This is a genomic window from Listeria cossartiae subsp. cayugensis (genome assembly GCF_014229095.1).
Classification (GTDB): Bacteria; Bacillota; Bacilli; order Lactobacillales; family Listeriaceae; genus Listeria; species Listeria cayugensis.
Genome location: NZ_JAARZC010000002.1, coordinates 74,665 through 99,075, shown reverse-complemented (window position 1 = coordinate 99,075; position 24,411 = coordinate 74,665). Strand labels below are relative to the sequence as shown.

Sequence of the window (24,411 nt, the reverse complement as noted above, 5' to 3'; positions counted from 1 at the left end):
AATCCAAATCGCTTTTTTTATTCATACATTTTTTTCATTCTGACTGGTGCATAAAGGAACGTAAAAATAGCAACAAAAGCCAGATTTATTCCTAAAATAATCATCCCGCCAATGGTTCCATTTTGAGCAATTCCAATAATGCTAAAGAGCAATGCTTGCGCGAGTAGCAAAATTCGTAAAAAATGGATAAAACTACGATGACGGTAACTATCATCAATTGGATAAAGCCGCAACATAATTTGTGCATCATAATGTTTTAACATCGGAATAAATTGAAAACCTGTTAAATATAAGAAAAGTAGTGAGAAAATAATATTCAAGTAAAAGCCTTGAACAAATACGAGTAAAATAACCGCAATCACGGTCAGTCGGATGTATAATCCAGCATATTCATTCGTTCTCGCAAATGTCCGGCTAAACAAATAGGCAAACGTTTTTCTTTTCGCATAAGGAATAGGCTGGTAAAGAAAATCAAGATAACTCCGTCTGCGAACCGTCCCGCGCAAATGTGGTACATCCGTAAATAGATTCACTAAACGATAAAAACGATTCATCCGCGCTTCTTCTTTATCCACTAAATATTCCCAGCGCAATGTCACTTTAGCTGTCTTTGTTTTAAGCCAGTAATAGCTTGCTAAAAGTACTACCAACACTAGCGGAATCGAAATATAAGGCACTGCAATAAGGGCAATATAAATCAAAATAGCATTGAGAATCACACGAATAAACATCCACGTTGTATCCGCTTCTTCTAATTTCATGCTTTCCCAACCGAAATAAATATTCCAAGCTTTTAGCATGCTAAGTACGATAAACAAAGTGAAAAACTGGCTATATGGAACCTCTGTCACTTCCACATACATTGGCATACAAATTCCGAGCACAATAACAAAAACATATAATTGCATAAAGAAACTAGCTATTTTCGCTTGAGAAAAATAAGTATCCATGGCTTTTTCTTGGACAATTAAGTAAACAATGTCCGGCTTTTTGAGCAAGGTGGCAACTGGACTAATCGCAATAGAAGCCGTAAGTAAAATCACCATTAACGGAATAACTGGGAATGTTGGTTCCAGTGTCTTCACCCAACCAGCGTAATAAAAAATTCCCGCACCAAGCCCAATCACAAGCACAAAAAGCAAATGATCATTAAACATATAACGAATGTAGCGCATAACTTCTGTCGTATACGCACTAAAACGTTCCTTCCAAAGCGCTTTGCTGTCAAATATCATCTTCATCAGCTTCCTCTTCCTTTGTCAACTGAATGTAAATTTCATCAAGTGAAGCTCCTGGCATTTCGAAATTTGTTTGTAAGTCTTTCAGCGTTCCTTCTGCACGAATTTCCCCTTGATGAATAATAATGAAGGTATCGCAATATTTTTCCGCCGTTGCTAGGATATGCGTGGACATTAAAATACTTGCACCCTTACTACGCATTTCGTCCATCCAATTAAGGAGCGACTGAATACCAAGCGGATCGAGTCCAACAAAAGGTTCATCAATAATATATAATTTAGGCTCAATTAAAAAAGCCGACATAATCATTACTTTTTGCTTCATCCCTTTAGAAAAATGAGCTGGAAACCAATTCAATTTTTTCTCTAAACGAAACTCTTTTAACAGTGGTGTCATTCTCGCGTGTAGTTCTTCTTCGGATATTCCATAAGCCATTCCGGTTAATTCCAAATGTTCTTTTAAAGTTAATTCTTCATATAATACCGGTGTTTCTGGGATATAAGAAAATTGCTTTCGATATGTTTCTGTATCTTCCACTAACTGGTGACCGTTGATTTTAATCGTTCCTTGTTTAGGGTGCATTAAGCCAGTTATATGTTTGATGGTAGTACTTTTCCCTGCCCCGTTTAGACCAATTAATCCAACTATTTGTTTTTCTTCAATCGCAAATGAAATATCTTTTAAGACTGGCCGTTTTGTATATCCGCCTGTCAGGTGTTCTACTTCTACTAAAGCCATTTCCATACCTCCTTACGTAATCTTTAGTTAATAATAGCATATTCATCCCTTGAACTGTCAAAATAATCCACTACCTACTATCTAACACATGCTTTTCAGTCCTTTTTATGTTAAATTAAAGTAGTACATAATTATATGTTGTGAAAGGTGGTCATACTTAATGGACGATTGCATTTTCTGCAAAATAGTTCGTGGTGAAATTCCTTCTGCCAAAGTGTACGAAGATGAGGAAATTTACGCTTTCCTTGATTTAGGACAAGTCACAGAAGGTCATACACTCGTTATTCCCAAAAAACATGCTAGGAACACATTCGATTTACCCGATGAAACGGCCGCCGAATTATTCCGTCGTGTACCAAAAATCGCGCGAGCATTGAAAGAAGCTTTACCAATACAAGGATTAAATATTCTAAATAATAATGAAGAAGTTGCTTTCCAATCTGTTTTTCATTGTCATATCCATTTAATACCAAGGTATAGCAAATCAGACGACTTTGGGTTAAAATGGAAAGATAACGCAGACTGGTACACACAAGAACGTTACCAAGAAATTGCTGAACTTATTGCAGCAAAAGTAGACTAAAATGACTTTATGGATGGAGTGGAGTATAAATGAATAAAAAATCACTTATTTTCGGTATTTTAGCTGGTGGGGCAATTGGAGCTGCAGCCTCAGTATTGTTTGCTCCAAAATCCGGCAATGAACTTCGAAAAGATATTGTCGCTAAATCAGGCGAAGCAAGTGTTATTTTGAAAGAACTCGCATATAATGCAAATGAGCTTATCCAATCAGTTCAAGTGCTTGGCTCAGAAGGTTCCACATTACTAAAAGATGTTTCTTCTGACATTATGGAATCCGTTTCCAAATGGAATGAAGAAATGGAACCAGAAAAGAAACGCTTAAAAGACGAAATTAAAGACATGCAAAAAACAATTTCTGACTTAGAAAAAACGTTGAAAAAAGATAATAAATAAGTAGAAAAACTGGGCGCCTGCTCAGTTTTTTTGTTTGGCTAAAACGAGCTTCAAAAAAACGTCAAAATTAGGCAATTATTTCTCTAAAAAAAGCTTGAATTTTGGAGCATTTGAGCATACAATACTATGGTGCCTTCTGACAGAGGAGCACTATTTTAGCTATAACTGGAGGAAAGCTTACAATGCGCTGCCTAAAATCAATCAACACAGAGCGACGAGACGAATTTAATCGCCTTTTCTTTAAAGGAATTCTTGTCTGGCTAGTTGCCGTATGTATTTGTTTTTTAACACAACATTTAATTTATCCTGGTCAACTGACAAATGATTATCAATTCGTTAGCTTTTTGGGTATTATTTTAATTTACCCAATCCATAAATTGCTTCATATTCTTGGATGCTTTAAGTACCGTGAAGGAACTGTAATCCAGTGGCGCATCCATTTCTTTTTCCTTCCTTGTATAAAATTAAATATAAAGCGAATCATTCCAAAATGGCACTACATTTTTTCGTTAGTTTTACCATTTGTAGTCATTACTGCTATTTTAGTAGCGTTAATGCTGCTTACGCCAATCGGGCATTCGGGAATGTTCTTAATTTTACTTTCCGTGCACGTTGGAATGAGCTTTTCTGACTTTACTCATATTAACAAATTATGGAAAATGCCGAAGAATTGTTTTATCGAAAGTGCAGAGCGCGGATTTTCTATTTTAATTTCTGACTAAACCATAAGAATATCATTAAATTTCTTTCATCTTTTCTTTTTATCTTTAATTTATGTTATGATAGTTATTGTGTTAAGCGGGAATTATTCCAACAACTAAGGAGTGTGTTTTATTTAATGAAGAAGAAATTAATTCTTGGACTTGTCATGGTTATGGCATTGTTCAGTCTAGCAGCGTGCGGTGGCGGCGGAAATGTCGTTAAGACAGATTCTGGCGATGTAACAAAAGACGAACTTTATGATGCTATGAAAGATAAATATGGTTCTGAATTCGTACAACAACTTACTTTCGAAAAAGTCCTTAGCGATAAATACAAAGTAAGCGATGAAGATGTTGACAAAAAATTCAACGAGTACAAATCACAATACGGAGATCAATTCTCTGCAGTGTTAGCTCAAAGTGGCCTAACTGAAAAATCATTCAAAAGCCAACTTAAATACAACATGTTAGTACAAAAAGCAACAGAAGCTAATACAGATACTAGCGATAAAGCATTAAAAGAATACTACAAAACTTGGCAACCAGATATCACTGTAAGCCACATTTTAGTAGCTGATGAAAACAAAGCCAAAGAAGTTGAACAAAAACTAAAAGATGGCGCGAAATTTGCAGATTTAGCGAAAGAATACTCTACTGATACTGCTACAAAAGAAAATGGCGGTAAATTAGAGCCATTCGGTCCTGGTAAAATGGATCCAGCATTTGAAAAAGCAGCTTATGCCCTTAAAAACAAAGGCGACATCAGTGCTCCAGTAAAAACACAATACGGATACCACATCATCCAAATGGACGAACCAGCGACAAAAACTACTTTTGAAAAAGATAAGAAAGCTGTAAAAGAATCTTACCTTCAGTCTCAATTAACTACTGAGAACATGCAAAAAACACTTAAAAAAGTATACAAAGATGCTAAAGTAGAAGTTAAAGATGAAGACTTGAAAGATGCTTTCAAAGATTTTGACGGTTCTAAATCTGATTCTGATTCATCTAAATAAGTAATTAAAAACCACGCTTGGAATTTTCCAAGCGTGGTTTTTTGTGTTTATTCAAATGTGGGATTATAAAACGAACGATTATCTAATCCAAATACACGTTCACTAAATTCACCAGGTTTTGTATGTTTTAACACTTTATCCATCATATTTAAGGATGCATCCATTAAATCAATTTGATGTAAAATTTCTGCTTCACGTACAAGCGGTGGTTTCGGGCTACCCCATTCCCCTTTGCCGTGGTGAGAAAGTAACACATGTTTTAAAACAACGACTTCTTCCCCGTCGATAGAAAGCTCGTCAGCAATTTTGCTCACTTCTTCTACTACGATGGAAATATGGCCAATCAAGTTCCCTTCCAGTGTATACGTTGTTGATACCGGTCCTGAAAGTTCAATCACTTTGCCTAAATCATGTAAAATTACTCCTGCGTATAGTAAATCGCGGTTAACGGATGGGTAAAGATCTGCAACTGACTTTGCAAGACGTAGCATTGAAACTACATGAAAACTCAAACCAGAAACAAATTCATGATGATGGCGCATTGCTGCTGGATAATCATAAAAATCATCTTGGTATTTTTTCAAGAGCGCTCGAGTAATTCGTTGCAAGTTCGCATTTTTCATTTCAAAAATATATTGTGTAATCTCGTCAGCCATTTCATCTTTATTGATTGGCGCCGTTTCCATGAACTCACTAGCACTAACACCATCAATAGCTGTCGCCTGTCTAATTTGGCGGATTTTGAGTTGCTTTCTTCCACGGTAATTTTGAATATCACCCATAAGGTGCACAATTTGCTGTACCCCATAATTTACTTCATCACTTTCTTTTACATCCCAAAGTTTTGCTTCTAATTCACCTGATTTATCTTGCAAAACAAGACTCAAGAATGGCTTTCCATTGCTAGCCGTCCCTTTGACACTTGATTTAATTAGCAAGAATAGGTCTACTGTTTCGCCAACTTCATAGTCTAATAATCTTTTTTCCATTGTATCGCCTTCTTTCTTTCTGTAGTAAGAAGTTTCTTCACTCATTATAGCACGCGTATGTCCTCACTGGAAAAATATTTGCGAGTTTCTTGATGACATGTGAAAAATATTACTTGGTTTTCACTTTTTCGTTTTTGGAGTAGTTGCATCATTTGCCCCATTCTGGCCGAGTCAAAATGCACAAATCCATCATCAATAATAATTGGTAGTGGAAAGTCTTTATGAATAACATCAATTAGCGCAAAACGAATAGCTAAATAAAGTTGTTCTTTGGTCGCTTGGCTAAGTTCTTCTGGGAAAAACGGAACGATTTCTTTGCTTTCCACTTGCAACCTATTTTCTTGTAAGTATACCTTCGTGTAGTTTCCGTTTGTTAGATGTTGGAAATAGTCACTTGCTAATTTTAAGGTTTTAGGAAGCTTACCTTCTTGTAACTGCTGCATGGTGTCTTGTAAAATTTGTAGTGCCAGTTTTGTTTCTGTCCATTCAGCTGCTATTTGTTGTAATTGGCTCTTTTCTGAATAAAATTCTTGCATTAAAACAGCGAAAGTTCCGCCTTCTTCTAATTTGCTGATTTCATGATTTTTTGCTGCAAGTGAAGCGTAAAGTTGCTCTTGCTCTACTTCTATTTTGCGCAGTTTTTCTTCTAAATGGAGTTCTTTTTCTTTGATGGTAGCTTGATTTTCAAACTGGCTTAAAGCGATTCGTTTGTCTGGCTCCAGTTGCGCTTCGATAAGAACTAATCGTTCGCGCCATTTTTGTTCTTCTTTCACACGCATGGCAGCCATTCGAAATTCTTCTTCATTATTTGTATTGGCTCGATCTAGCAAGTCTGTTTTCTCTTTTTTTACGAGCAATAAATCTTGCTTCACTAAATCTAGTTGCATTGTTACTTGTTCTAATTTTTCAGCAAGCTTGGCATTTTCCGTTAGGTGGTTTCGATAATAAAGTAAGCCTTGTCGCAGAAATGTGATTTTTTCTTCGATGTCTTTATAATCTGCGGGAAGTTGTAACTTGGCAAGTCGCGCTTTGTATTCATTTTGTTTTTCTTCCAACGGTTCTAATTTCAAGCTAAGTTCAGTGACTAGTTGCCTTTTTTCACTATTGGTTTTGTATTGTTGTAAATCATATGACCAATTTATTCCTGGCTCGGTTTCGATTGCTAAATCAGCAAATAGTTGGTTTAGTTCCATCGTATGCTGATAAATTGCTTCGTTTAATTTATTCTCGCTAGCTTGTAATTCAGCTATTTGAGAAGCAACGATATCCATTTCATTCAATAACTGTTGCCATTCTTGCCTTATTTTCTTTTGCTCTAAAAAGGCTAAAAGTTGTTCGTTATTAGCTGGTGCTGCTTTTCCTGTAGTCATAAATGAATAGCCGACAATAAGCGCACCAATAAAAACAAGCGCAATGCTCCACATAGACTGGAAAATAATCATCAAAACTAGAGCTACTGCAAAAATGCCTAGTGAGATAAAGGTTTTCGTCATGGCTGTTTTTGGTTTTTGTTCGATTTTTTCTTTTGCTCGTTGGAACGTTTTATTGCCCCACATCTCGGCTTCTATTTGATCAATCTTTTTTTGAAGTTTTTCTTCTGTGTCAGTGGTTAGTTTTAATTTCAGCTGGATATCATGTTGCTGTTCTTTATAGGATTGTTCATTTTCTTTTAAACGGTTTGTTTTTTGTTCTAGTTCGCTTGTCCATATTCTAAGTGGTCGTTTTGCATCCACTTGGTGAAATTGGATTTCTTGCTTTAAGCCATTCAATTGCAGCTCGCGTTCGCCAAAAGCAGCATATGTTTCGATTAAATAAGTGATTTCAGCTTCATTCTCTGCAAAAAAGAGGCTGTGTTCATAGCTGTTTTTACTAATGAGATTTTTTTGGCGTTCTTCTAACTGAATCAACTGATTTTGCCATTCTTTTTCTCGGAGTTGTAGGTGTTCTAAACGAATAATTCCGTCTAGTGGAAAACTGGCTTCTGGAGCTTGGCTAGCTTTGTTGTCGAGCGCTTTCCACTCCTGATATAGCGGCCACAAGTCTGACAAAATAGTTAATGTATCCAGTTCTACGCGGATGGTTGTCTTTTCTTTTTGCAATGCTGCTTGCCTTGTTGTTGCTTGTTCTTTTTCGTTTATAAGTTGTTCATATTGTGCATTTTGTTTTTTTGCGTTTTGAAAAGCTTGTTGGGCTGCTTTTACTTTTTTTAGTTGTTGATTAATTAGTGGATTTCGACCGCTTGGTTTGTAAAGGTTATCTAATTTTTTTTGTAGAGCTTCCGCAGTTTTTAGAAGAGCATCCGAACCGGTCGTCCCTGTCGCTAGTAAATATCGTTCAAATTCCTTCTTCTTCCATTGATGAATATTTTGCAAGCCATGTATATCAAACGAAAAAATAGCCTCATACGTATTTCGATCGATTTCGCCTATGATTTCTAGTAACTTCTCTTCTCCAGCTGTTTGGCCATCACCATAGTAAATCCGCACGTCGCCAGTTGCTTTTCCTTTTAAACGTTCAATAACAACTTTGCCAAGAGGAGTATCTTCTAAGGTCAGTCGTCCACCATACGGGCCACCATTTTTCGGTTCCATACGTGGGATGGATTGCTGTTTTGTTGGGAAGCCAAATAAAATACTATGTATAAAAGCCATAATAGTTGATTTTCCAGCTTCATTTTCACCGAAGATTACTTGAAAATTGGCGATATTATCAAAATGAGCGTTGGACCATTTACCGTAACCAACAATATCAATCGACGTTATTCTCATTTATTATCACCTTCCACTTCTGCAAGCGTCATCCCTAGTTCCATTAAAGCTTCATTTAAAATTGTCTCTCGATCTTGTTCAGATAAATCATCTAAATATCTACTCACACCACTTTCAAGATAAAGTCCTTCTACTGCTTGATAAAAAGCGGATTCATCGTGTAGTTTGTGATAGCTGCGCATAATTTCTTTGCCTGCTAAATGATGTTCATGCCATGTTTGGGAATTACTTTTGTTCGTTATTTCGATTGTTATTTTGTGTACCCATACAAATGTGGTATCTTCCAGTCCTACTTCTTCTTGAAGCATTTGTAACCAATCATTTGTATTAAGTTTTTGCTTATTTGCCATTTGGACAATTACATGAAGAAAATAGCTATGGCTTCGTCCTCGGTAGCTTTCTAACAGTTTGGTCATTTCGCGGTAAAAAGTATTAATCTCGCTATTTTCAGGCAAGGAAATTACGACTTCATCCCAAATAATCGGGCTCGTTTCGATAAAATCAATGCTTGTGTTTGCTTCTGATAAAGTGATAATACTTGCGCCTTTTTCGCCTGACTCTTTACGATTTCGACCTTGGATATTTCCCGGGTAATAAATGCTAGGAAATTCCGCAAGCAATTGACGTTTATGAATATGTCCGAGCGCCCAATAGTCAAAACCTTTTTTGCTAATTTCTTGCATTCTAAATGGAGCGTAGACATCATGTTCTTCGCTACTGGATACTTCTGATCCGTGCAGTAGAGCAATATGGAAATCTGCATCTCCTTGCACCTTGTATTCATCTACGCGACTGGAACGAATATGACGTTCGTTATAACTGAATCCATAAAGATGAACATTAGCACCATTAACTGTTTGAATGGATGCTACTTCCACATGTTCTGGAAAAACATGCACATTGCTTGGTAATGCCAACTTTTCTTTATGTTTTTCTATAAAATCATGATTACCGTGAATCATAAATACATTAATATTAGCGGCTTCTAATCGCTTCATTTCTTTTAAAAAGCGCGCTTGAGCACGGACACTTTGGTCTTCACTATCATAAATATCTCCCGCAATTAAAACGAAATCAACGGCTTCTTTAATTGCTATGGTTGTTATTCGTTCTAACGATTGAAATGTACTTTCTTGTACGGCAGAAAAAAGCGGCTGTGGTAGCGTCGAAAGTCCAATGAAAGGACTATCTAAATGCAAATCTGCTATATGTAAAAATTTGATTTCTTTCATGACTTTCGCCTCCTTCTCAAAAACCGAATATACGTTCTTATTATACCTTACTATTGCTTCACGTACAAGCATTTCAAATAAAAAAGTGGCGCGATTATTTGCTAAATAAATAACAAATAATCGCGCCACTTCAATTTATACATATTAGTCGTTTGCTACGTTGTATAAATCTTGTAATGGTGTCATGATGATGCGGTTTAAATCATTGATAATCATGCTCATCGCTTGTTCTTTTTCCATTAGTTTCACAATTAGTTCGTTTTCTTGAACTTCTTGAGCAACTTGTTGTGCTACATCTACTGTTTCGTCGTCAATTTCTTGACCAGTCATTTGTTTTTCTTGGATTGTTACTTGAACATCACGGAAACGTTCGAATTTTGCTTTTGCGTCAGCGTTTTCGTTTACTTCGCGGTATGCTTCTTGTAAGCTGATGAATTCAGGTGTTTCACGAATTCCTTTGTCTAAATCATGTGCTAAATCATAAATATTAACTGCCATTGATAAATCCTCCAAATATCTGTATTTGTCACTTCTGTTTCACTATAACAAAAAGTAGCATGTTATTCCAGTATAAAAGAACTAAATCCACATTGCGAGAATTCCTTGAATAATTCCAATAAATCCTCCTAAAATCCCACCTAAATAAGTAATCATTTTTAATTCTCTTCCAGATATTTCAACGACTAGTTTTTCAATTTCAGGCAAGGAAAAAGTAGCAATTTGCGTTTCGACTAATTTAGCTAAATCCATTCGTGCTACTATATCCGCGCTATGTGTCGCTACAAAATCAAGCATTCGCTCTACAGCAAAAGGAATCACTTTTTCTGTAATGGCGGCTTCGTAATTGCTTAGCATCGCTTGGATTGGTTGGTTAAATAATTTATCGTGCGGAACTGCTTGAATTAGTTCAGAAGTCAGCTGTCCTGCCAAATGTGCTTGTTTTTCGGTCGGGATAAGTTCTTGTAATTCTTTTGCTTCAAAATTGCGCCATTCTGTTGTTAATAGTTGGTTGATGAGATTTTTCGTGTCTTCTTGACTGATAAGTTTTAAGCCTTCTTGTTGAATTTTTTCAGAGAAGGTATCGACATTGATGAACATTCTAGCCATACTGCCCATTTTCCCGTGTTCTTCAAAGAATTTTTGTAGCATTTGTTTAATTTGGATTTTACCTTCTTCACTTGCGATAAAAACGGACATTTTGCTCGTAATTCTTTCTGTTACATGAGGAAGCTTGGTTGAAAGCTCTGTCTCTAGCATGGCAGGAATTAAGTCGCTCATTTGGGTGGCTTTTTTTGCTGTTAAAAAGTGGTTGATTTCTTTCTCTATTGTTGTTTCTAACCAGGCAATGGAGCGTACTTCTGCATTTTCATAACCGAAATAATGTAGTAATTCATTCGGCGTTGTTTCTAAGTCCATTTTTTCGTGAAACATTTTTGTGATTGTTTCGGTTATTTCTTTTTGTAAAGTCTCATCCAGCAACCGGGCGCGAATGGCGTCTTCTGTGAGTAAATGGCTTACGACTACTTTTCCGATGTGTTCGGCAAGTTCATCGCGTCGTTTTGGAATGAGACCTGGTGTAAATGGTAATCGTTTATTGAAAAGGTAAATGGCTTTGTACGGGCGGAAAAGCATTCGAATCGCGATATAATTCGTCATGGCTCCGATAAATCCACCAATCACTGCCATTAAAAGTATCGTAAATAACACTGACATGTTTTGCATCTCCTAATATTTGTCTAGTAAAAGTGGTTTCATTATACGTGAAAAATCCCTAGACAACAATTGTTTCTAGGGAAGTTCATTCTAAAGTATGAGATTACAAATTAGTCATTTTTAGCGGATCTATCCATAAATCAAATTCCGCTTCGCTGACAAAACCGGTTTTGATTGCCGCTTCTTTTAAAGTAGTATTTTCGTCAAAAGCTAGTTTGGCAATCTTGGCAGCTTTTTCATAACCAATGTGCGGATTCAAGGCTGTTACTAGCATTAACGAGTCATTTACTTTCGTTTCAATGACGCTTTCGTTTGCAGTAAGCCCTTCTAAACAATGAATCCGGAACGAGCGCATGCTATCTGAAAGAAGTTTGACAGACTCTAAGAAATTAAAAATGATCACTGGTTTATACACATTGAGTTCAAAGTTTCCTTGGCTCGCAGCAACATTGATTGTCGTATCATTTCCCATTACTTGTGCCGCAACCATCGTTATCGCCTCACACTGCGTAGGATTCACTTTCCCCGGCATAATCGAGCTACCTGGCTCATTGGCAGGAATCGTCAGCTCGCCAATGCCGCTACGGGGTCCGCTTGCTAGAAAACGAATGTCATTAGCAATTTTCATTAGATCCGAAGCAAGGCTACGAATCGCCCCATGAACAAAATTAATCGGACTATGGCTAGTTAAGGCAAAATATTTATTGGAATCAGATGTAAAAGGATATCCCGTTTGCTTCATTAACTCTTTGGCTACTTTATCCCCAAAATCGCGTGAAGCATTCAAACCTGTTCCAACTGCTGTCCCACCAATCGCAAGTGGTAAAATGGCTTTCATACTTGATTCAAGATAATTTTTATTATTTGTTAGGCATGCTTCCCAGCCACTAATCTCCTGTCCGAGTGTTAACGGGGTTGCGTCTTGTAAATGGGTTCGCCCAATTTTAACGAGCTGCATATACTTATTTTTCTTCTCTGTTAAAACGGCTTCCATTTTAGTGATTTCTGGTAAAAGGTTTGTTACTATAGCTTCATAAGCCGCGATATGCATCGCTGTCGGAAACGTGTCATTCGAACTTTGCGACATGTTGACATCATCATTCGGATGAATCTGTCCTTCGCCTAGCGTTAGATTGGCGACATGCGCAATAACCTCATTAACATTCATATTACTCTGTGTTCCGCTTCCCGTTTGCCAAACAACTAAAGGAAAATGTTCATCTAACTCGCCTTGAATGATTTGGTCACAAACGCTACCAATTGCTAATGCTTTTTCTTCGGGTAATTTGTCTTCCGCTGCGTTTACTTTCGCTGTGGCTTTCTTTAACTGGGCAAAAGCATGAATAATTTCGATTGGCATTTGGTTATCACCAATGGCAAAATTTCTTCTACTTCGTTCTGTTTGCGCTCCCCAATATTTTGCCGCATCTACGGAAATTTCTCCAAGTGTATCTCGCTCTATTCGTTCCATTTCGCCACCCCTTTTTATTCTATTTTAGTATAAACCGGATGTTTTCGCAAAACTCACGAATAATGTTCGCTATTCTGATTTCGGTAGCGGTTTTATTTTAATCATTAAAATAGTTAGGCTAACAAGTAATACAATCCATGCCGCAGTGATGCAAAGTGATGGGATAAAATAATCCATCGTCTTTTCTGACATAATAAGCATCGTTGCATTTTTGCTTAAATATGCGGGATTAAACATTTGAATCCACCCGCCAAAACCACTAATGATTCCAAGAACAATCGCGATAAATACGCTAAGCATTGCTACCACTGCATTACTATCGAAAACAGCACTTGCAAATACAACGAGGCTGATTACAAAAACAAACCAAAGTGCATACACTAAAAAGCCTTCCACTAAAGATTGAACCGATAATTCACCAAATAAAAAGTACGTATAATAAGCGGCTAGTACGTAGCCAATTAAAAGCGAACTTAAACCAACCACGCATTGCATAACCCATTTAGATAACACGTATTCGATAGCACTCACGGGTCGTGTCATAATAAACGCAAGCATTCCTCTTGTACGGTCATTTTGAATACAAGCCATTGCAACAACGATAATAATGATAATGCCAATTTGATCAAATTGAGAACCAAGCGTTTGCGCCATTACTTCCTGCGCCGATTGATTTCCCATCAAAGCAACAACTTGTTCCGTTTCTGCTCCAGTACCAACTGCTTTCAATATTTCGGGCAAAAAATAAATCATTAATGGTTGAGTGAGCCCAAGCAAAGCGAAGACGATTGGTAGCCAAATAATTTTTAAACTCCGACGTTGTTCTAGCCATTCTTTTGCTAGTAAAGCGTTAAAATGTGTCATTTGCCCACCTTCTCCATAAATATTTCTTCTAAGCTTTGATGTCTATTTTCGACACGAATAAACTCTCCATCTATATTTAGCAAGGAACTCAAAATGGCTTCTGCTCCTGCTTTTTGGTTCGTTGTATAGACTTGATATACCGTCCCCACTTTTTCGATTTTTTCGACATAGTTATTTTGAAGAAGCTCTTTTTGCCAAGTATCGCTATCGCCATTTAATTCGACATCAAATACAGGAGAACTTTCTTCTTTGATTAGCTGTGACACTGTGTTATCTGCGACTAATTCGCCATTTTTAATGATGGCAATACGGTCGCAAATTTCTTCGGCATCTTTTAAAATATGTGTTGAAAATAAAATCGTAATTTCTTTTTTTAGTTTATCTAAAAGGAGCATCATTTCCCGGCGACCAATTGGATCAAGCGCGGAAACTGGCTCGTCTAGCACCAGTAATTCTGGTCGATGTAAGATGGCTTGTGCAATTCCAAGACGTTGACGCATACCCCCAGAATAGGTACTAATTTTCTTATTTGCACTTGCTTCTAGTCCAACTAGTAATAAAACTTCTTGAATACGCGCTTCTAAATCTTTTTTCTCCATATTAGACAGTTTTCCCATAAAATGGAGGCATTCAGTTGCGCTCATCCAGCCGTAAAATTCTGGATATTGCGGTAAAAAGCCAATTTTCTCACGGACAGATTTAGCATCTTTTCCGTCCAAAGTGATTTGACCCTCGTCTTGGGTTAGTATTTGGACAATCATATTAATCATCGTTGACTTGCCGGCGCCGTTAGGACCGATTAAGGCTACGCATTCTTTTTCGTTGATACTTAAATCAATCCCCTTGATAACCCATTTTCCATTGTATTTTTTCTTTAGTCCTTGGATTTCTAATTTTTTCATTAGTTAGTATCCTCTTTTCGGCCGAAAATAAAATAGGCGATTGGGCCAAAGACGTTGATAACAATGATAACTACTAGCCAAATGATTGGATTTTTGCGTGTATTCCAGTTTTTAGTTAAATCAATAATGGCGGTTAATAATAGTGCTAAGTAAAGAAGTAATACAGGTATAATTAATGCTATTTGAGTTTTATCCAAAGTTTTCACCTCATTCTTTTGTTATACTCATTGTATAACAGTTATAATATTAATGCAATATAAAAAAGCACATTTCACTAGCGCTAAACTAGTAAAATGTGCTTTCCATTAATTGCCTATCGAGTCAATTAAATTTCCAATGCCATCAGAAACTTTTCCGCCAAATTCTTTTACTTTATCGGCGCCTTTTTTAATTGTTTCACCGGCTTCATCTGCTTTTTCTTTTACGCCACTCCAGAAGTCACTACCACTATCTTTCGTTGCTTCTTCCTCTTCTTTTTTCGCAGCAGTTTCTTGTGCAGCACTTTTCGTACTAAAGTCTGTGGATTTCTGATAGCGTAAGCCACTGTTCATGACGTAGTGCGCCAAACTGGAAACACCCGCAGAACTTGTTGTCGTCAAATAATGCTCTTTGTCGGTTTTATCAAATCCCATCCAAACGGCACCGACCAAGTTTGGTGTATAGCCAACAAACCATTGATCTTTTGTTCCGTTAGTATCATCAAAAGGAACTTGAGTTGAACCAGTTTTCCCAGCCATTTCGTGACCTGAAACAGCTGCACTTCGACCTGTTCCTGTGTTGATAACATCAAGTAGCATCGATGTCATTTCATTAGAAACTGTTTCTGAAATGATTTGTTTCGTTTTAGGCACATTTTCGTAAACGGTATTGCCTGATGGGTCGACAATTTTAGTGATAATATGTGATTCTGGTTTTGCGCCATTATTGGCAAATGTAGCATAAGCGGTCGCGATTTCGACTGGCGAAGCACCTTTACTCATACCACCGAGGGCAAGACCTAGTGTTTTATCTTGTTCGGGAACAGTAATACCAAATTTCTCAACTGATTTAACGCCTTTATCGATACCAATTTGGTCGAGCAACCAAACGGCCGGGGCATTAATCGAGTTTGCAACGGCTTTGTACATCGGAACTTCTCCGCTATAAACGCCGCCAACATTGGTTGGTGTATAGTTTCCTTTGTATGTTGTTTTTTCATCTTTTAGCATTGAGTCAACATCGTAACCTGCTTGAAGCGCTGGTGTGTAAACTGCGAGAGGTTTCATCGTCGAACCTGGTTGAGCTTTCATTTGAGTTGCTCGGTTAAAGCCGCGGAAAACGTGTTCGCCGCGCCCACCAACAAGTGCCCGAATGCCCCCAGTCGCAGGGTCCATTAAGACTGCGCCAGATTGGACTAATGTACCGTCATTCGCATTCGATGGGAATAAATTATCGTTGTTGTATACTTTTTCTAAAGAGGTTTGATAGTTTTGATCTAATTCTGTGTAGATTTTATACCCTTTTTGCATGATTTCGTCTTGTGTTATATCCGCTTCATTGACAGCTTCGTTTATAACTGCATCGACATACCATGGATATTTATTTGCAAGTGGATCTTTGGATTGATCATTTAAAACAATTTTCGTTGCTTTATATTTCTCGCCTTCTGCTTTTGTTATATTGCCTGTTTCGACCATCGCATTTAAAACCATATTCCGGCGGTTCGTTGCTTTGTCGATATGTTGGTACGGATCATATGCACTTGGAGCTTGAAGTAATCCAGCTATTGTCGCGGCTTCTGGAATATTTAAATCGGCCGCTGACTTCCCAAAATATTTTAAGGAAGCATTTTCGACTCCCCACTCTCCGTTACCAAAATAAGAGCGATTTAAGTACATTTCCATAATTTCATCTTTGGAATAGGTTTTCTCGATTTCTCGAGCCATGAAAATTTCTTTCGCTTTTCGTGTAAAGGTTTGTTCTTGTGTTAGTAACGCATTCTTGGCAAGTTGTTGCGTGATTGTACTACCACCACCAGAAATACCTCCGCTTGTGACTAGGTTAACACCAGCTCGGGCAATCCCTTTTAAGTCAAAGCCTTTATGTTCGTAAAATTTTCTATCTTCAATGGAAACGACCGCATTTTGAAGATTTTTAGAGATTTTATTGATGGATACAAATGTTGCGTCCGTGGAAGAAAGTTCTCCCGCTTTGTCACCGTCTTTGTCATAAATAATCGTGGCGGATTCTAGACCTTTTTTCAAAGCATCTATATCAGCAGATTTTGCGACAACTACAAGATAAATAATAAAACTTAATAAAAATACAAGTCCAGCTAGTAAAAAAATCTTTCCGATATGTTTGTTTTTCCAGAAGCGTCTAAATTTCTGCCATCCTTTGTTAATCCATTTTCCGATAAAACCAAAGAATAATTTCAGGTATTTAATAAGTTGTTGTTTGAATTTGTCCATGTAACTCTCCTATCTTTCTACACGGTATTAACTAAAACTATAAACACAGTTATACACGTATTTTACGTTAAAAAGCAACTTTATGCCACCAACTTTAGACCGATTTTTGTAATAATTTTGTAATAATCCATATTTCCTACATATTTGTTAACCTCTTTTTTACAATTTCTTCATTTTAATGTTTCTAGTAGTTTAAAAAGGGTAGATATTACTGTTACCAATACTTGTGTTTTGGTAATAAGAATCACCTATATACTGTGTACAACAAGTAATGGCAGACGTTTTACATGGACGCATTAATAAGCCGGAAAGGAATTGGAATATGACGCAAAAGCTGATTTACTTTTTATCACAAACGCATATTCGAAGTGCCATTGCTGAAGCCTGGGCGAAAAGACTTTCACTTAGCAATGTCAAATTCATTAGCGGTTCTTGGCATAAATCCAAAGCAACACCATTTATTGCAGAAGCGTTGAATGAGTTTGCGATTGAGCCACCTGAAAGCTTGTCTTATTCCCCGAGCTCTGAACTACTGGCAGATGCTGATCTCATTGTAACAATTTATGATTCTGCATATGAAACTGCACCAAATTTTCCCGCTGACATACAAGAAAAGATAATTTATTGGGACATTGATGATCCAGAACAAGAAATAGCGTTACCAAAAAAATGGGCAAGTTATCAAGAAGTGTGTGATAACATTGCTTTATCCGTAAAAAATTTAGAGCACGTATTGATAGAGGCTTAGATTCTGTTGTCCCGCCATTTGTAGGCGGGACTTTTATGTTAAACGAGAAGGGAGTCATACATAATGGATGGATACAACGATTTAAAAAAGGCAGAGAAAGCGGCATTTTTGAGTATATTTGCTTACTTATTTCTCGCTGTGTTAAAAATAGTCGCTGGTCAGCTTGGAAATTCCGATGCCTTACTTGCTGATGGTTTGAATAATACAACGGATATAATCGCTTCTGTGGCGCTTTTAATTGGCCTTCGAATTTCGCGAATTCCACCTGATGCTGATCATTCATACGGACATCGTCGCACAGAAACGATTAGCTCTTTGATTGCTTCTATTATTATGTTTCTCGTTGGTGTACAAGTTATTTGGAGCTCGATTGTACATATCATTGAAAAAGAATTTGCAACGCCATCGATGTTAACTGCAGTCGTTGCCCTATTTTCTGGCGTGTTTATGTACGGCGTTTATTTATATAATCACCAACTTGCGAAAAAAATAGATAGCCAAGCGGTGCGAGCTGCTGCTTATGATAATCGGTCAGATGCATTTGTTAGTTTTGGCGCATTCATCGGGATTATCGGGGCAGTGCTTGGGATTCCTTGGCTTGATTCAGTGACAGCTTTTTTAGTTGGCGTTTTAATTGTTTATACGGCTGTCAAAATTTTCTACGATGCTGCTCATTCGTTAACGGATGGCTTTGATGTTTCTAAACTTGAAACGATTCATGATTTAATTGCTTCCGTCCCTGATGTGAAGAAAGTTATTGATATTAAAGCGCGAATGAATGGTAATCGAATTTGGATTGATGCTACTATCGCCGTAGATCCAGAGCTAAATGTGGTTAAAAGTCATGAAATCACCGAAATCGTTGAGCAAAAAATTCGCAATGAATACGAAGGTGCTTTTACTTTAGTTCATATCGAACCATTTTTCGAATAATATTCGTTGTCAATCGCCGTAAAGTCAACTATAATTTAGATTAAAGTATCATTTGCTGGGAGGGAATATTCGATGGGGCAGAGAAACTAATTCATACAAATTATCTAACTAGAATGAAAAATATGCAGCAACACATTGGAGGAGTTCTCTTCCAGAGCGGCTTTTCTTCTATATAGATAGTTTTATCATAAGCTTATTTATATTAAATTAGGAGGTGTTTGCCTTAGCAGAAACTATTTCTGTCAAGGCGATTTATTGATATTAACCATTAAATTTTTAATTATAGCTTTACTTATTGCTATATCGGCGTTTTTCGTGGCAACGGAATTTGCGATTGTTAAAATGCGACCGAGCCGCTTGGACCAATTGATTGCGGAGAAAGATAAACGCGCGGTCCTTGCTAGACACATTTACAACCATTTGAACGCTTACTTATCAGCCTGCCAACTCGGGATAACGATTAGTTCTCTTGGACTTGGTTGGCTAGGTGAATCTACGGTAGAAGCTGCTCTACACCCATTATTTAGCTTAATGGAATTGCCGCAATCTGCTATTACGATTCTTTCCTTCACGATTGCCTTTCTTTTTATCACGTTTTTACACGTGGTTGTCGGCGAACTTGTACCGAAAACATTAGCGATTGATAAAACAGAAGCTGTGGCACTGTCGGTTGCTCGTCCACTGCATATTTTTTATAAAGTGATGTTCCCATTCATTTGGATTTTAAATGGATCTGCGGTTTTCATCGCGCGTCTTTTTGGCTTAGAACCTGCTTCGGAACATGAAATCGCACATACCGAAGATGAGTTAAAAATAATCGTTGGTGAAAGTTATAAGAGTGGTGAAATCAACCAATCAGAATTCCGTTATGTGAATAAGATTTTTGATTTTGATGAACGCATGGCGAAAGAAGTCATGATTCCACGAACCGAGATTGTGACCGTTGATACTGGTTCTACAATCGGCGAATTATCCGACATTATGCAAAATGAACGATATACGCGCTACCCGGTTATTGATGGTGACAAAGACCATGTTATCGGCGTACTTAACTTGAAAGAAATTTTATCGGCTTATGTAGAACATGGTTCCAATCCTAGTTTTAGCATTGATCCTTACGTAAAACCGATTATCCGAGTGATTGAAACGATTCCGATTAAAGAATTACTTTTCCGAATGCAGCGCGAACGTTCTCATATCGCGATTTTACTTGACGAATATGGCGGTACTTCTGGGCTTGTTACGGTAGAAGATATTGTGGAAGAAATCGTTGGGGATATCCGTGATGAATTTGATGCTGATGAAATTCCAGAAATTCGTAAAATCAAAGATGGACACTATATTGTCGATGCGAAACTTTTGATTGATGAAGTAAATAATATTTTAGGTACCGAAATTGAGGAAGAAGAAGTTGACACAATCGGTGGTTGGTTCTTAACGCAAAATTATGAAGTCGAAGTTGGGGATGAGATTGATTACGATGGTTTTATTTTCCGCGTAAAACAAGGCGAACCTCACCATATTGAGTATATCGAGATTATCAAAAAAACAAATGACTAATTCGAAAAAGCTATCCCTTGAGTGGGATAGCTTTTTTTAAATGCGATGCTCTAACATAAATTGTTTGAATTTCTCCGCCGCGGGAGTTAGGGTCTGATTTTTCGCAACTGCTAAATAAAAGAACCGTTCCCAGTTCGGACTCCTAATTGGCAACACTTTGACGTCGATATAATTCAAAATTGGCATATTCGGAACCACTGCTATTCCAAAATTTTGCGCAACCATCCCTGCAATCACTTGATCTACTTCGATTTCATAGGTGATTGAATATTCCGCACCAATTTTCCTAAATAGTTCATCGATAATTGGCCGTAATCCGCTTTTTTTCGAGAAGGCAATGTGCGGAAAGTTTACTGTTTCGCTCAAATCAATCCAGTCTTTCTCAGCTAGCGGATGATTTTTTGGCACAATAAGCACTAATTCTTGTTTGGCAATCGGTGTAAAATGGATATTTCGTTCATTTTCGAGTTTGGAGCAGATGCCAATATCAAATTTCTTTTCTTTTAAGCCTTGAATAATATCAATCGAAACACCAGTATGGAAAACGAAATCGATTTTCTTTTCCGGTTCAGTTTGCAAGAATTCTTGAACGAGCTTTGGTACAAGGGAGGTTCCGAGCGTTTGCAAGAAAGCTAAGTCAATCTGTCCTTCCCCATTTGCCGCTTTTTTAGTAGTAGCTACACCTGTGTCTAGCATATCGAGTGACTCTTCCACATAATCAAGAAACACTTTCCCCGCCTTACTTAAACCGATATTCCTGCCTTCTTTTTCAAATAAAGCGATGCCTAGTTCTTGTTCTAAAGAGGAAATCGCGTGGCTTAAACTAGGTTGCGTAATTAGCAATTTTTCAGCTGCTTTTGTGTAATGCTCCATGTGCGCCAATGTGACGAAATAACGTAAATGGTGTAAATTCATGCCTTCTCCCCTCCCTAAAAATTATCTATGCAATTTATCTATCAATTAATAGAATAATACCAATTTGTTTTTATGGAATAGTCATAATACAATTAAACTGTAGTTACGCCAGTGAAATAAACTTATTCCTTAAAAACCAATATACGGTAGAATAGGTTAACTGTCCAGTTCATTTTTCAACTATTGAAGGCGTTATCACATCAGAGATTTTTAATTTAGTGGAATTTATTTTTTTGCTGGTGTTTGTGAAAATATTATCAAAGTTTCTTGTAATTTTTATTATGGAGAGGAGATAATTTTTATGACAAATGCAAATGGCAACTTAAAAAAATGCCCCATCACGATTAGCTCTTACACACTCGGAACGGAGGTATCGTTTCCTAAACGTGTTAAAGTCGCTGCTGAAAATGGTTTTGACGGAATCGGCTTACGTGCAGAAAACTATGTTGACGCACTAGCTGCCGGATTAACCGACGAAGACATGCTCCGAATTTTAGACGAGCACAACATGAAAGTAACCGAAGTCGAGTACATAACACAGTGGGGCACTGCCCAAGATCGTACGGTGGAACAACAAAAGAAAGAGCAAACCACTTTTCATATGGCGCGATTATTCGGCGTCAAACATATTAACTGCGGTTTGCTTGAAAAACTCCCTGAAGAACAAATCATTGTCGCGCTTGGTGAACTATGTGACCGGGCCGAAGAATTAATTATCGGTTTAGAATTTATGCCATATAGTGGTGTCCCGGACTTACAAACAGCTTGGCGAGTTGCAGAAGCATGTGGCCGCGCTAACGCACAACTGATTTGCGATACGTGGCACTGGGCTCGAGCAAACCAAACAGCCGAATCTATCAAAAATGTTCCCGCTGACCGAATTGTATCCATTCAATTATGTGACGTCCACGAAACGCCTTACAAAGAACTGCGCGAAGAATCCCTTCATGATCGTTTAGCTCCTGGAGAAGGATACGGAGATACGGTCGGTTTTGCAAAAATTTTAAAAGAACACGGTGTTCATCCGCGTGTTATGGGGGTTGAAGTTATCTCAGACTCGATGGTCGCAACTGGTTTAGAATATGCGGCAATCAAAGTATATAATGCAACAAAAAAAGTATTAGACGAAGCATGGCCAGAGATTGCTCCAAAGTAAACGTCTATCCGATTATGTGAAAACTGTAACTTAGCAGAACGATTCCCTGTTGAAAGGAAAGTGTTATTTTTGAAATTTAATTCGATGTTTTCCCCCATTGATATTGGGCCGATGAGAGTGCCTAACCGATTTGTCGTGTCACCAATGTGTAACAACTATGCGAATACAGATGGAACTTTATCAGATACTTCCCTTGCTTATTATAAAGAACGAGCACTTGGTGGCTTTGGACTGATTACGTTTGAAGCGACTGTAGTAGATGTCCGTGCAAAAGGTGGCGCTAATAAAGCCTGTCTTTATAGCGATCATCAAATTGCTAGTTTTAAACGAGTAATTGATGTGTGTCATGATGCCGGAGCTAAAATTTCTGTGCAATTGCAGCACGCTGGACCGGAAGGGAATTCCAAAGTATCTGGTTTTCCTTTAAAAGCCGCTTCTGCGATTGCCTCTGCTGCTGGTCGAAATACGCCGGAAGCCATTTCCCGTGAAGAGCTATACGAATTAATCGAGCTTTACGGAGAAGCTGCTTTACGTGCCAAAAAAGCGGGTGCGGATGCAGTTGAAGTTCATTGTGCGCATGGTTATTTAGTAAGTAGTTTCTTATCCGCCCGTACAAATAAGCGTGTAGATGAATTTGGCGGTTGTTTTGAAAATAGAATGCGGTTGCCGCGCCTTATTATCGAAAGTATTCGTAAACGTGTTGGACATTCTATCGCGATTCTCTGCCGAATTAATAGTACCGATGGCGTGGACGGTGGGCTTAGCGTTCAAGATAGCGCGACGGTTGCCGCATATTTAGAAGATTGTGGTTTGGATGGTTTGCATGTTTCCCGCAGTGTCCACATTCGCGATGAATACATGTGGGCGCCAACCGTCTTACATGCGGGATTTAGTTCCGACCTTGTGACGCAAATTAAACGAGCAGTTTCTATCCCCGTTATTACGGTTGGTCGTTTTACCGAACCACATTATGCGGAATTAATGGTTCGTGAAGGCCGCGCTGACTTAGTTGCCTTTGGGCGTCAGTCTTTAGCAGATCCAGAAACACCAAACAAAGCAGCGGCTGGCAAACTGGATGAACTACTTCCATGCATCGCTTGCCTTCAAGGATGTGTCGCTAACATGTATGCTGGAAAACCAATTACTTGTTTAGTCAATCCGTTACTCGGCCGCGAATCAGAAGCTTACTTACCAAAAACATCAAGTAAAAAAGTGGTGGTTGTCGGTGGCGGTGTTGGCGGACTTTACGCTGGATGGATGGCCGGCTCTCGCGGACATGATGTAACCATATACGAAGCATCTGATATGATTGGTGGCCAAATGCGCCTAGCAGCCTATCCTCCCGGCAAAGGTGATTTGACCAATATGGTTCGCAGCTATATTAAAAAATGCGAGCAATTCGATGTAGAAATTAAAACGAATACATCTGTCACAACAGAACTTATTCAGGAAGTTTCCCCAGATGCTGTTATTATTGCGACTGGCGCAACTCCGCTTGTTTTACCTATTCCAGGAATTGAGGATGCTGGGTTAATACACGCTGTTGACTTACTGGATGGCAAAGAAACCTGTGGCAAGAAAGTCCTAGTTGTCGGTGGCGGAATGGTTGGTAGTGAAACAGCCGCATTTCTGGGTGAAGCAGGCCATGATGTCACTGTTGTTGAACTACGCGATGAAGTCGGAGCAGATGTCATTTCTGAGCATCGTAAATTCCTTATGCGTGATTTCGATGAATATAAAATCAAAAGTGTGACTAACGCAAAAGTGACCAGTTTCTTTACAGACGGGGTAACGTATTCCTTAGCAGATGACAAAGAATACCGAATTGACGGTTTTGACTCTGTCGTTCTGGCAATGGGATCAAGAGCTTATAACCCGCTAGAAGAAGCTATCAAGGAAATCGTACCCGAAACCTATGTGATCGGTGATGCCGTTCGCGCACGCCGGGCATTAGACGCAACGAAAGAAGCACTAGATGCTGTATTACAATTATAATTTGTTGTCATACTCGTTGTGAGGACAGCGAGTATGATTCATTCGG

The 24,411-nt window shown here is 38.1% G+C and carries 22 protein-coding genes; 9 read left to right on the top strand and 13 right to left on the bottom strand.

The window, feature by feature from the left end:
* Positions 1–17 precede the first annotated feature (17 nt).
* Together HCB49_RS07570 and HCB49_RS07565 are read right to left on the bottom strand one after the other, a co-directional pair.
* On the bottom strand, positions 18–1,241 hold the full coding sequence (locus HCB49_RS07570; protein ID WP_185604582.1) for an ABC transporter permease: 1,224 nt from the start codon (positions 1,239–1,241) through the stop codon (positions 18–20).
* Positions 1,225–1,977: an ABC transporter ATP-binding protein gene (locus tag HCB49_RS07565; protein ID WP_008948525.1), complete on the bottom strand. Its 753-nt coding sequence runs from the start codon at positions 1,975–1,977 to the stop codon at positions 1,225–1,227. Before HCB49_RS07565 ends, HCB49_RS07570 begins: the two co-directional genes overlap by 17 nt.
* Positions 1,978–2,137: 160 nt before the next feature.
* Here HCB49_RS07565 and HCB49_RS07560 point away from each other — a divergent pair, with 160 nt between their 5' ends.
* The 4 genes from HCB49_RS07560 (at position 2,138) to HCB49_RS07545 (ending at position 4,669) form a co-directional block, all read left to right on the top strand.
* A complete protein-coding gene (locus tag HCB49_RS07560) occupies positions 2,138–2,560 on the top strand; it encodes an HIT family protein (RefSeq protein WP_185604581.1) in 423 nt (140 codons plus the stop codon).
* Between the two features lie 29 nt (positions 2,561–2,589).
* On the top strand, positions 2,590–2,952 hold the full coding sequence (locus HCB49_RS07555; protein ID WP_003768001.1) for a YtxH domain-containing protein: 363 nt from the start codon (positions 2,590–2,592) through the stop codon (positions 2,950–2,952).
* A 182-nt stretch (positions 2,953–3,134) separates the two neighbouring features.
* Positions 3,135–3,674, top strand: coding sequence for a DUF3267 domain-containing protein (locus HCB49_RS07550; RefSeq protein ID WP_185481225.1), 540 nt, complete (start codon positions 3,135–3,137; stop codon positions 3,672–3,674).
* A 116-nt stretch (positions 3,675–3,790) separates the two neighbouring features.
* Positions 3,791–4,669, top strand: a complete 879-nt coding sequence (locus HCB49_RS07545; protein ID WP_185604580.1) for a peptidylprolyl isomerase — start codon at positions 3,791–3,793, stop codon at positions 4,667–4,669.
* A 47-nt stretch (positions 4,670–4,716) separates the two neighbouring features.
* Here HCB49_RS07545 and yhaM read toward each other — a convergent pair whose 3' ends face one another.
* The 10 genes from yhaM to HCB49_RS07495 form a co-directional block, all read right to left on the bottom strand.
* On the bottom strand, positions 4,717–5,658 hold the full coding sequence (gene yhaM / locus HCB49_RS07540; RefSeq protein WP_185481227.1) for a 3'-5' exoribonuclease YhaM: 942 nt from the start codon (positions 5,656–5,658) through the stop codon (positions 4,717–4,719).
* Between the two features lie 44 nt (positions 5,659–5,702).
* Positions 5,703–8,426, bottom strand: coding sequence for an ATP-binding protein (locus tag HCB49_RS07535; RefSeq protein ID WP_185604579.1), 2,724 nt, complete (start codon positions 8,424–8,426; stop codon positions 5,703–5,705).
* Positions 8,423–9,658 carry a metallophosphoesterase family protein gene (locus HCB49_RS07530; protein WP_185604578.1) on the bottom strand — a complete coding sequence of 412 codons (1,236 nt, stop codon included), beginning with the start codon at positions 9,656–9,658 and terminating at the stop codon, positions 8,423–8,425. Before HCB49_RS07530 ends, HCB49_RS07535 begins: the two co-directional genes overlap by 4 nt.
* Positions 9,659–9,802: 144 nt before the next feature.
* On the bottom strand, positions 9,803–10,156 hold the full coding sequence (locus HCB49_RS07525) for a YlbF/YmcA family competence regulator (protein ID WP_185481230.1): 354 nt from the start codon (positions 10,154–10,156) through the stop codon (positions 9,803–9,805).
* 81 nt (positions 10,157–10,237) lie between these two features.
* Entirely contained in the window at positions 10,238–11,371 is a 1,134-nt protein-coding gene (locus HCB49_RS07520; protein ID WP_185604577.1) for a DUF445 domain-containing protein, read from the bottom strand.
* Between the two features lie 103 nt (positions 11,372–11,474).
* Positions 11,475–12,842 (bottom strand): class II fumarate hydratase, encoded by a 1,368-nt coding sequence (gene fumC / locus HCB49_RS07515; protein WP_185604576.1) that lies wholly within the window; start codon positions 12,840–12,842, stop codon positions 11,475–11,477.
* Between the two features lie 69 nt (positions 12,843–12,911).
* Complete coding sequence (locus HCB49_RS07510) at positions 12,912–13,706, bottom strand: ABC transporter permease (RefSeq protein ID WP_185604575.1); 795 nt, start codon at positions 13,704–13,706, stop codon at positions 12,912–12,914.
* Positions 13,703–14,608 carry an ABC transporter ATP-binding protein gene (locus HCB49_RS07505; protein ID WP_185604574.1) on the bottom strand — a complete coding sequence of 302 codons (906 nt, stop codon included), beginning with the start codon at positions 14,606–14,608 and terminating at the stop codon, positions 13,703–13,705. The genes HCB49_RS07510 and HCB49_RS07505 overlap by 4 nt, the downstream gene beginning before the upstream one ends.
* A complete protein-coding gene (locus tag HCB49_RS07500; RefSeq protein ID WP_185604573.1) occupies positions 14,608–14,805 on the bottom strand; it encodes a PLDc N-terminal domain-containing protein in 198 nt (65 codons plus the stop codon). The genes HCB49_RS07505 and HCB49_RS07500 overlap by 1 nt, the downstream gene beginning before the upstream one ends.
* 108 nt (positions 14,806–14,913) lie before the next feature.
* Entirely contained in the window at positions 14,914–17,058 is a 2,145-nt protein-coding gene (locus HCB49_RS07495) for a penicillin-binding protein 1A (RefSeq protein WP_185604572.1), read from the bottom strand.
* A 322-nt stretch (positions 17,059–17,380) separates the two neighbouring features.
* Between HCB49_RS07495 and HCB49_RS07490 the strand changes: the two genes are divergently transcribed.
* From HCB49_RS07490 to HCB49_RS07480, 3 genes are all read left to right on the top strand, one after another.
* The gene (locus tag HCB49_RS07490; RefSeq protein ID WP_185392576.1) at positions 17,381–17,806 is read left to right on the top strand and encodes a low molecular weight phosphatase family protein; all 426 of its coding nucleotides are present in this window, start codon (positions 17,381–17,383) and stop codon (positions 17,804–17,806) included.
* A 63-nt stretch (positions 17,807–17,869) separates the two neighbouring features.
* Positions 17,870–18,739 (top strand): cation diffusion facilitator family transporter, encoded by an 870-nt coding sequence (locus HCB49_RS07485; RefSeq protein WP_185599805.1) that lies wholly within the window; start codon positions 17,870–17,872, stop codon positions 18,737–18,739.
* 255 nt (positions 18,740–18,994) lie between these two features.
* Positions 18,995–20,299 (top strand): hemolysin family protein, encoded by a 1,305-nt coding sequence (locus HCB49_RS07480; protein ID WP_185604571.1) that lies wholly within the window; start codon positions 18,995–18,997, stop codon positions 20,297–20,299.
* Between the two features lie 36 nt (positions 20,300–20,335).
* On the opposite strand, the gene HCB49_RS07475 is transcribed toward HCB49_RS07480, so the two are convergent.
* Positions 20,336–21,214 (bottom strand): LysR family transcriptional regulator, encoded by an 879-nt coding sequence (locus HCB49_RS07475; RefSeq protein ID WP_185604570.1) that lies wholly within the window; start codon positions 21,212–21,214, stop codon positions 20,336–20,338.
* Between the two features lie 301 nt (positions 21,215–21,515).
* On the opposite strand from HCB49_RS07475, the gene HCB49_RS07470 reads away from it, so the two are divergent.
* Entirely contained in the window at positions 21,516–22,370 is an 855-nt protein-coding gene (locus HCB49_RS07470) for a sugar phosphate isomerase/epimerase family protein (protein WP_185604569.1), read from the top strand.
* Between the two features lie 69 nt (positions 22,371–22,439).
* Positions 22,440–24,365 carry an oxidoreductase gene (locus tag HCB49_RS07465; protein WP_185604568.1) on the top strand — a complete coding sequence of 642 codons (1,926 nt, stop codon included), beginning with the start codon at positions 22,440–22,442 and terminating at the stop codon, positions 24,363–24,365.
* Positions 24,366–24,411: the final 46 nt, after the last annotated feature.

What these genes read in the sequence shown, in the direction of transcription:
- fumC (WP_185604576.1), bottom strand. Translation starts at nt 12,842, where the DNA reads ATGGAACGAATAGAGCGAGATACACTTGGAGAAATTTCCGTAGATGCG.
- HCB49_RS07555 (WP_003768001.1), top strand. Translation starts at nt 2,590, where the DNA reads ATGAATAAAAAATCACTTATTTTCGGTATTTTAGCTGGTGGGGCAATT.
- HCB49_RS07470 (WP_185604569.1), top strand. Translation starts at nt 21,516, where the DNA reads ATGACAAATGCAAATGGCAACTTAAAAAAATGCCCCATCACGATTAGC.
- HCB49_RS07535 (WP_185604579.1), bottom strand. Translation starts at nt 8,426, where the DNA reads ATGAGAATAACGTCGATTGATATTGTTGGTTACGGTAAATGGTCCAAC.
- HCB49_RS07495 (WP_185604572.1), bottom strand. Translation starts at nt 17,058, where the DNA reads ATGGACAAATTCAAACAACAACTTATTAAATACCTGAAATTATTCTTT.
- HCB49_RS07550 (WP_185481225.1), top strand. Translation starts at nt 3,135, where the DNA reads ATGCGCTGCCTAAAATCAATCAACACAGAGCGACGAGACGAATTTAAT.
- HCB49_RS07565 (WP_008948525.1), bottom strand. Translation starts at nt 1,977, where the DNA reads ATGGCTTTAGTAGAAGTAGAACACCTGACAGGCGGATATACAAAACGG.
- HCB49_RS07520 (WP_185604577.1), bottom strand. Translation starts at nt 11,371, where the DNA reads ATGTCAGTGTTATTTACGATACTTTTAATGGCAGTGATTGGTGGATTT.
- HCB49_RS07505 (WP_185604574.1), bottom strand. Translation starts at nt 14,608, where the DNA reads ATGAAAAAATTAGAAATCCAAGGACTAAAGAAAAAATACAATGGAAAA.
- HCB49_RS07525 (WP_185481230.1), bottom strand. Translation starts at nt 10,156, where the DNA reads ATGGCAGTTAATATTTATGATTTAGCACATGATTTAGACAAAGGAATT.
- yhaM (WP_185481227.1), bottom strand. Translation starts at nt 5,658, where the DNA reads ATGGAAAAAAGATTATTAGACTATGAAGTTGGCGAAACAGTAGACCTA.
- HCB49_RS07475 (WP_185604570.1), bottom strand. Translation starts at nt 21,214, where the DNA reads ATGAATTTACACCATTTACGTTATTTCGTCACATTGGCGCACATGGAG.
- HCB49_RS07510 (WP_185604575.1), bottom strand. Translation starts at nt 13,706, where the DNA reads ATGACACATTTTAACGCTTTACTAGCAAAAGAATGGCTAGAACAACGT.
- HCB49_RS07490 (WP_185392576.1), top strand. Translation starts at nt 17,381, where the DNA reads ATGACGCAAAAGCTGATTTACTTTTTATCACAAACGCATATTCGAAGT.
- HCB49_RS07485 (WP_185599805.1), top strand. Translation starts at nt 17,870, where the DNA reads ATGGATGGATACAACGATTTAAAAAAGGCAGAGAAAGCGGCATTTTTG.
- HCB49_RS07545 (WP_185604580.1), top strand. Translation starts at nt 3,791, where the DNA reads ATGAAGAAGAAATTAATTCTTGGACTTGTCATGGTTATGGCATTGTTC.
- HCB49_RS07570 (WP_185604582.1), bottom strand. Translation starts at nt 1,241, where the DNA reads ATGAAGATGATATTTGACAGCAAAGCGCTTTGGAAGGAACGTTTTAGT.
- HCB49_RS07530 (WP_185604578.1), bottom strand. Translation starts at nt 9,658, where the DNA reads ATGAAAGAAATCAAATTTTTACATATAGCAGATTTGCATTTAGATAGT.
- HCB49_RS07560 (WP_185604581.1), top strand. Translation starts at nt 2,138, where the DNA reads ATGGACGATTGCATTTTCTGCAAAATAGTTCGTGGTGAAATTCCTTCT.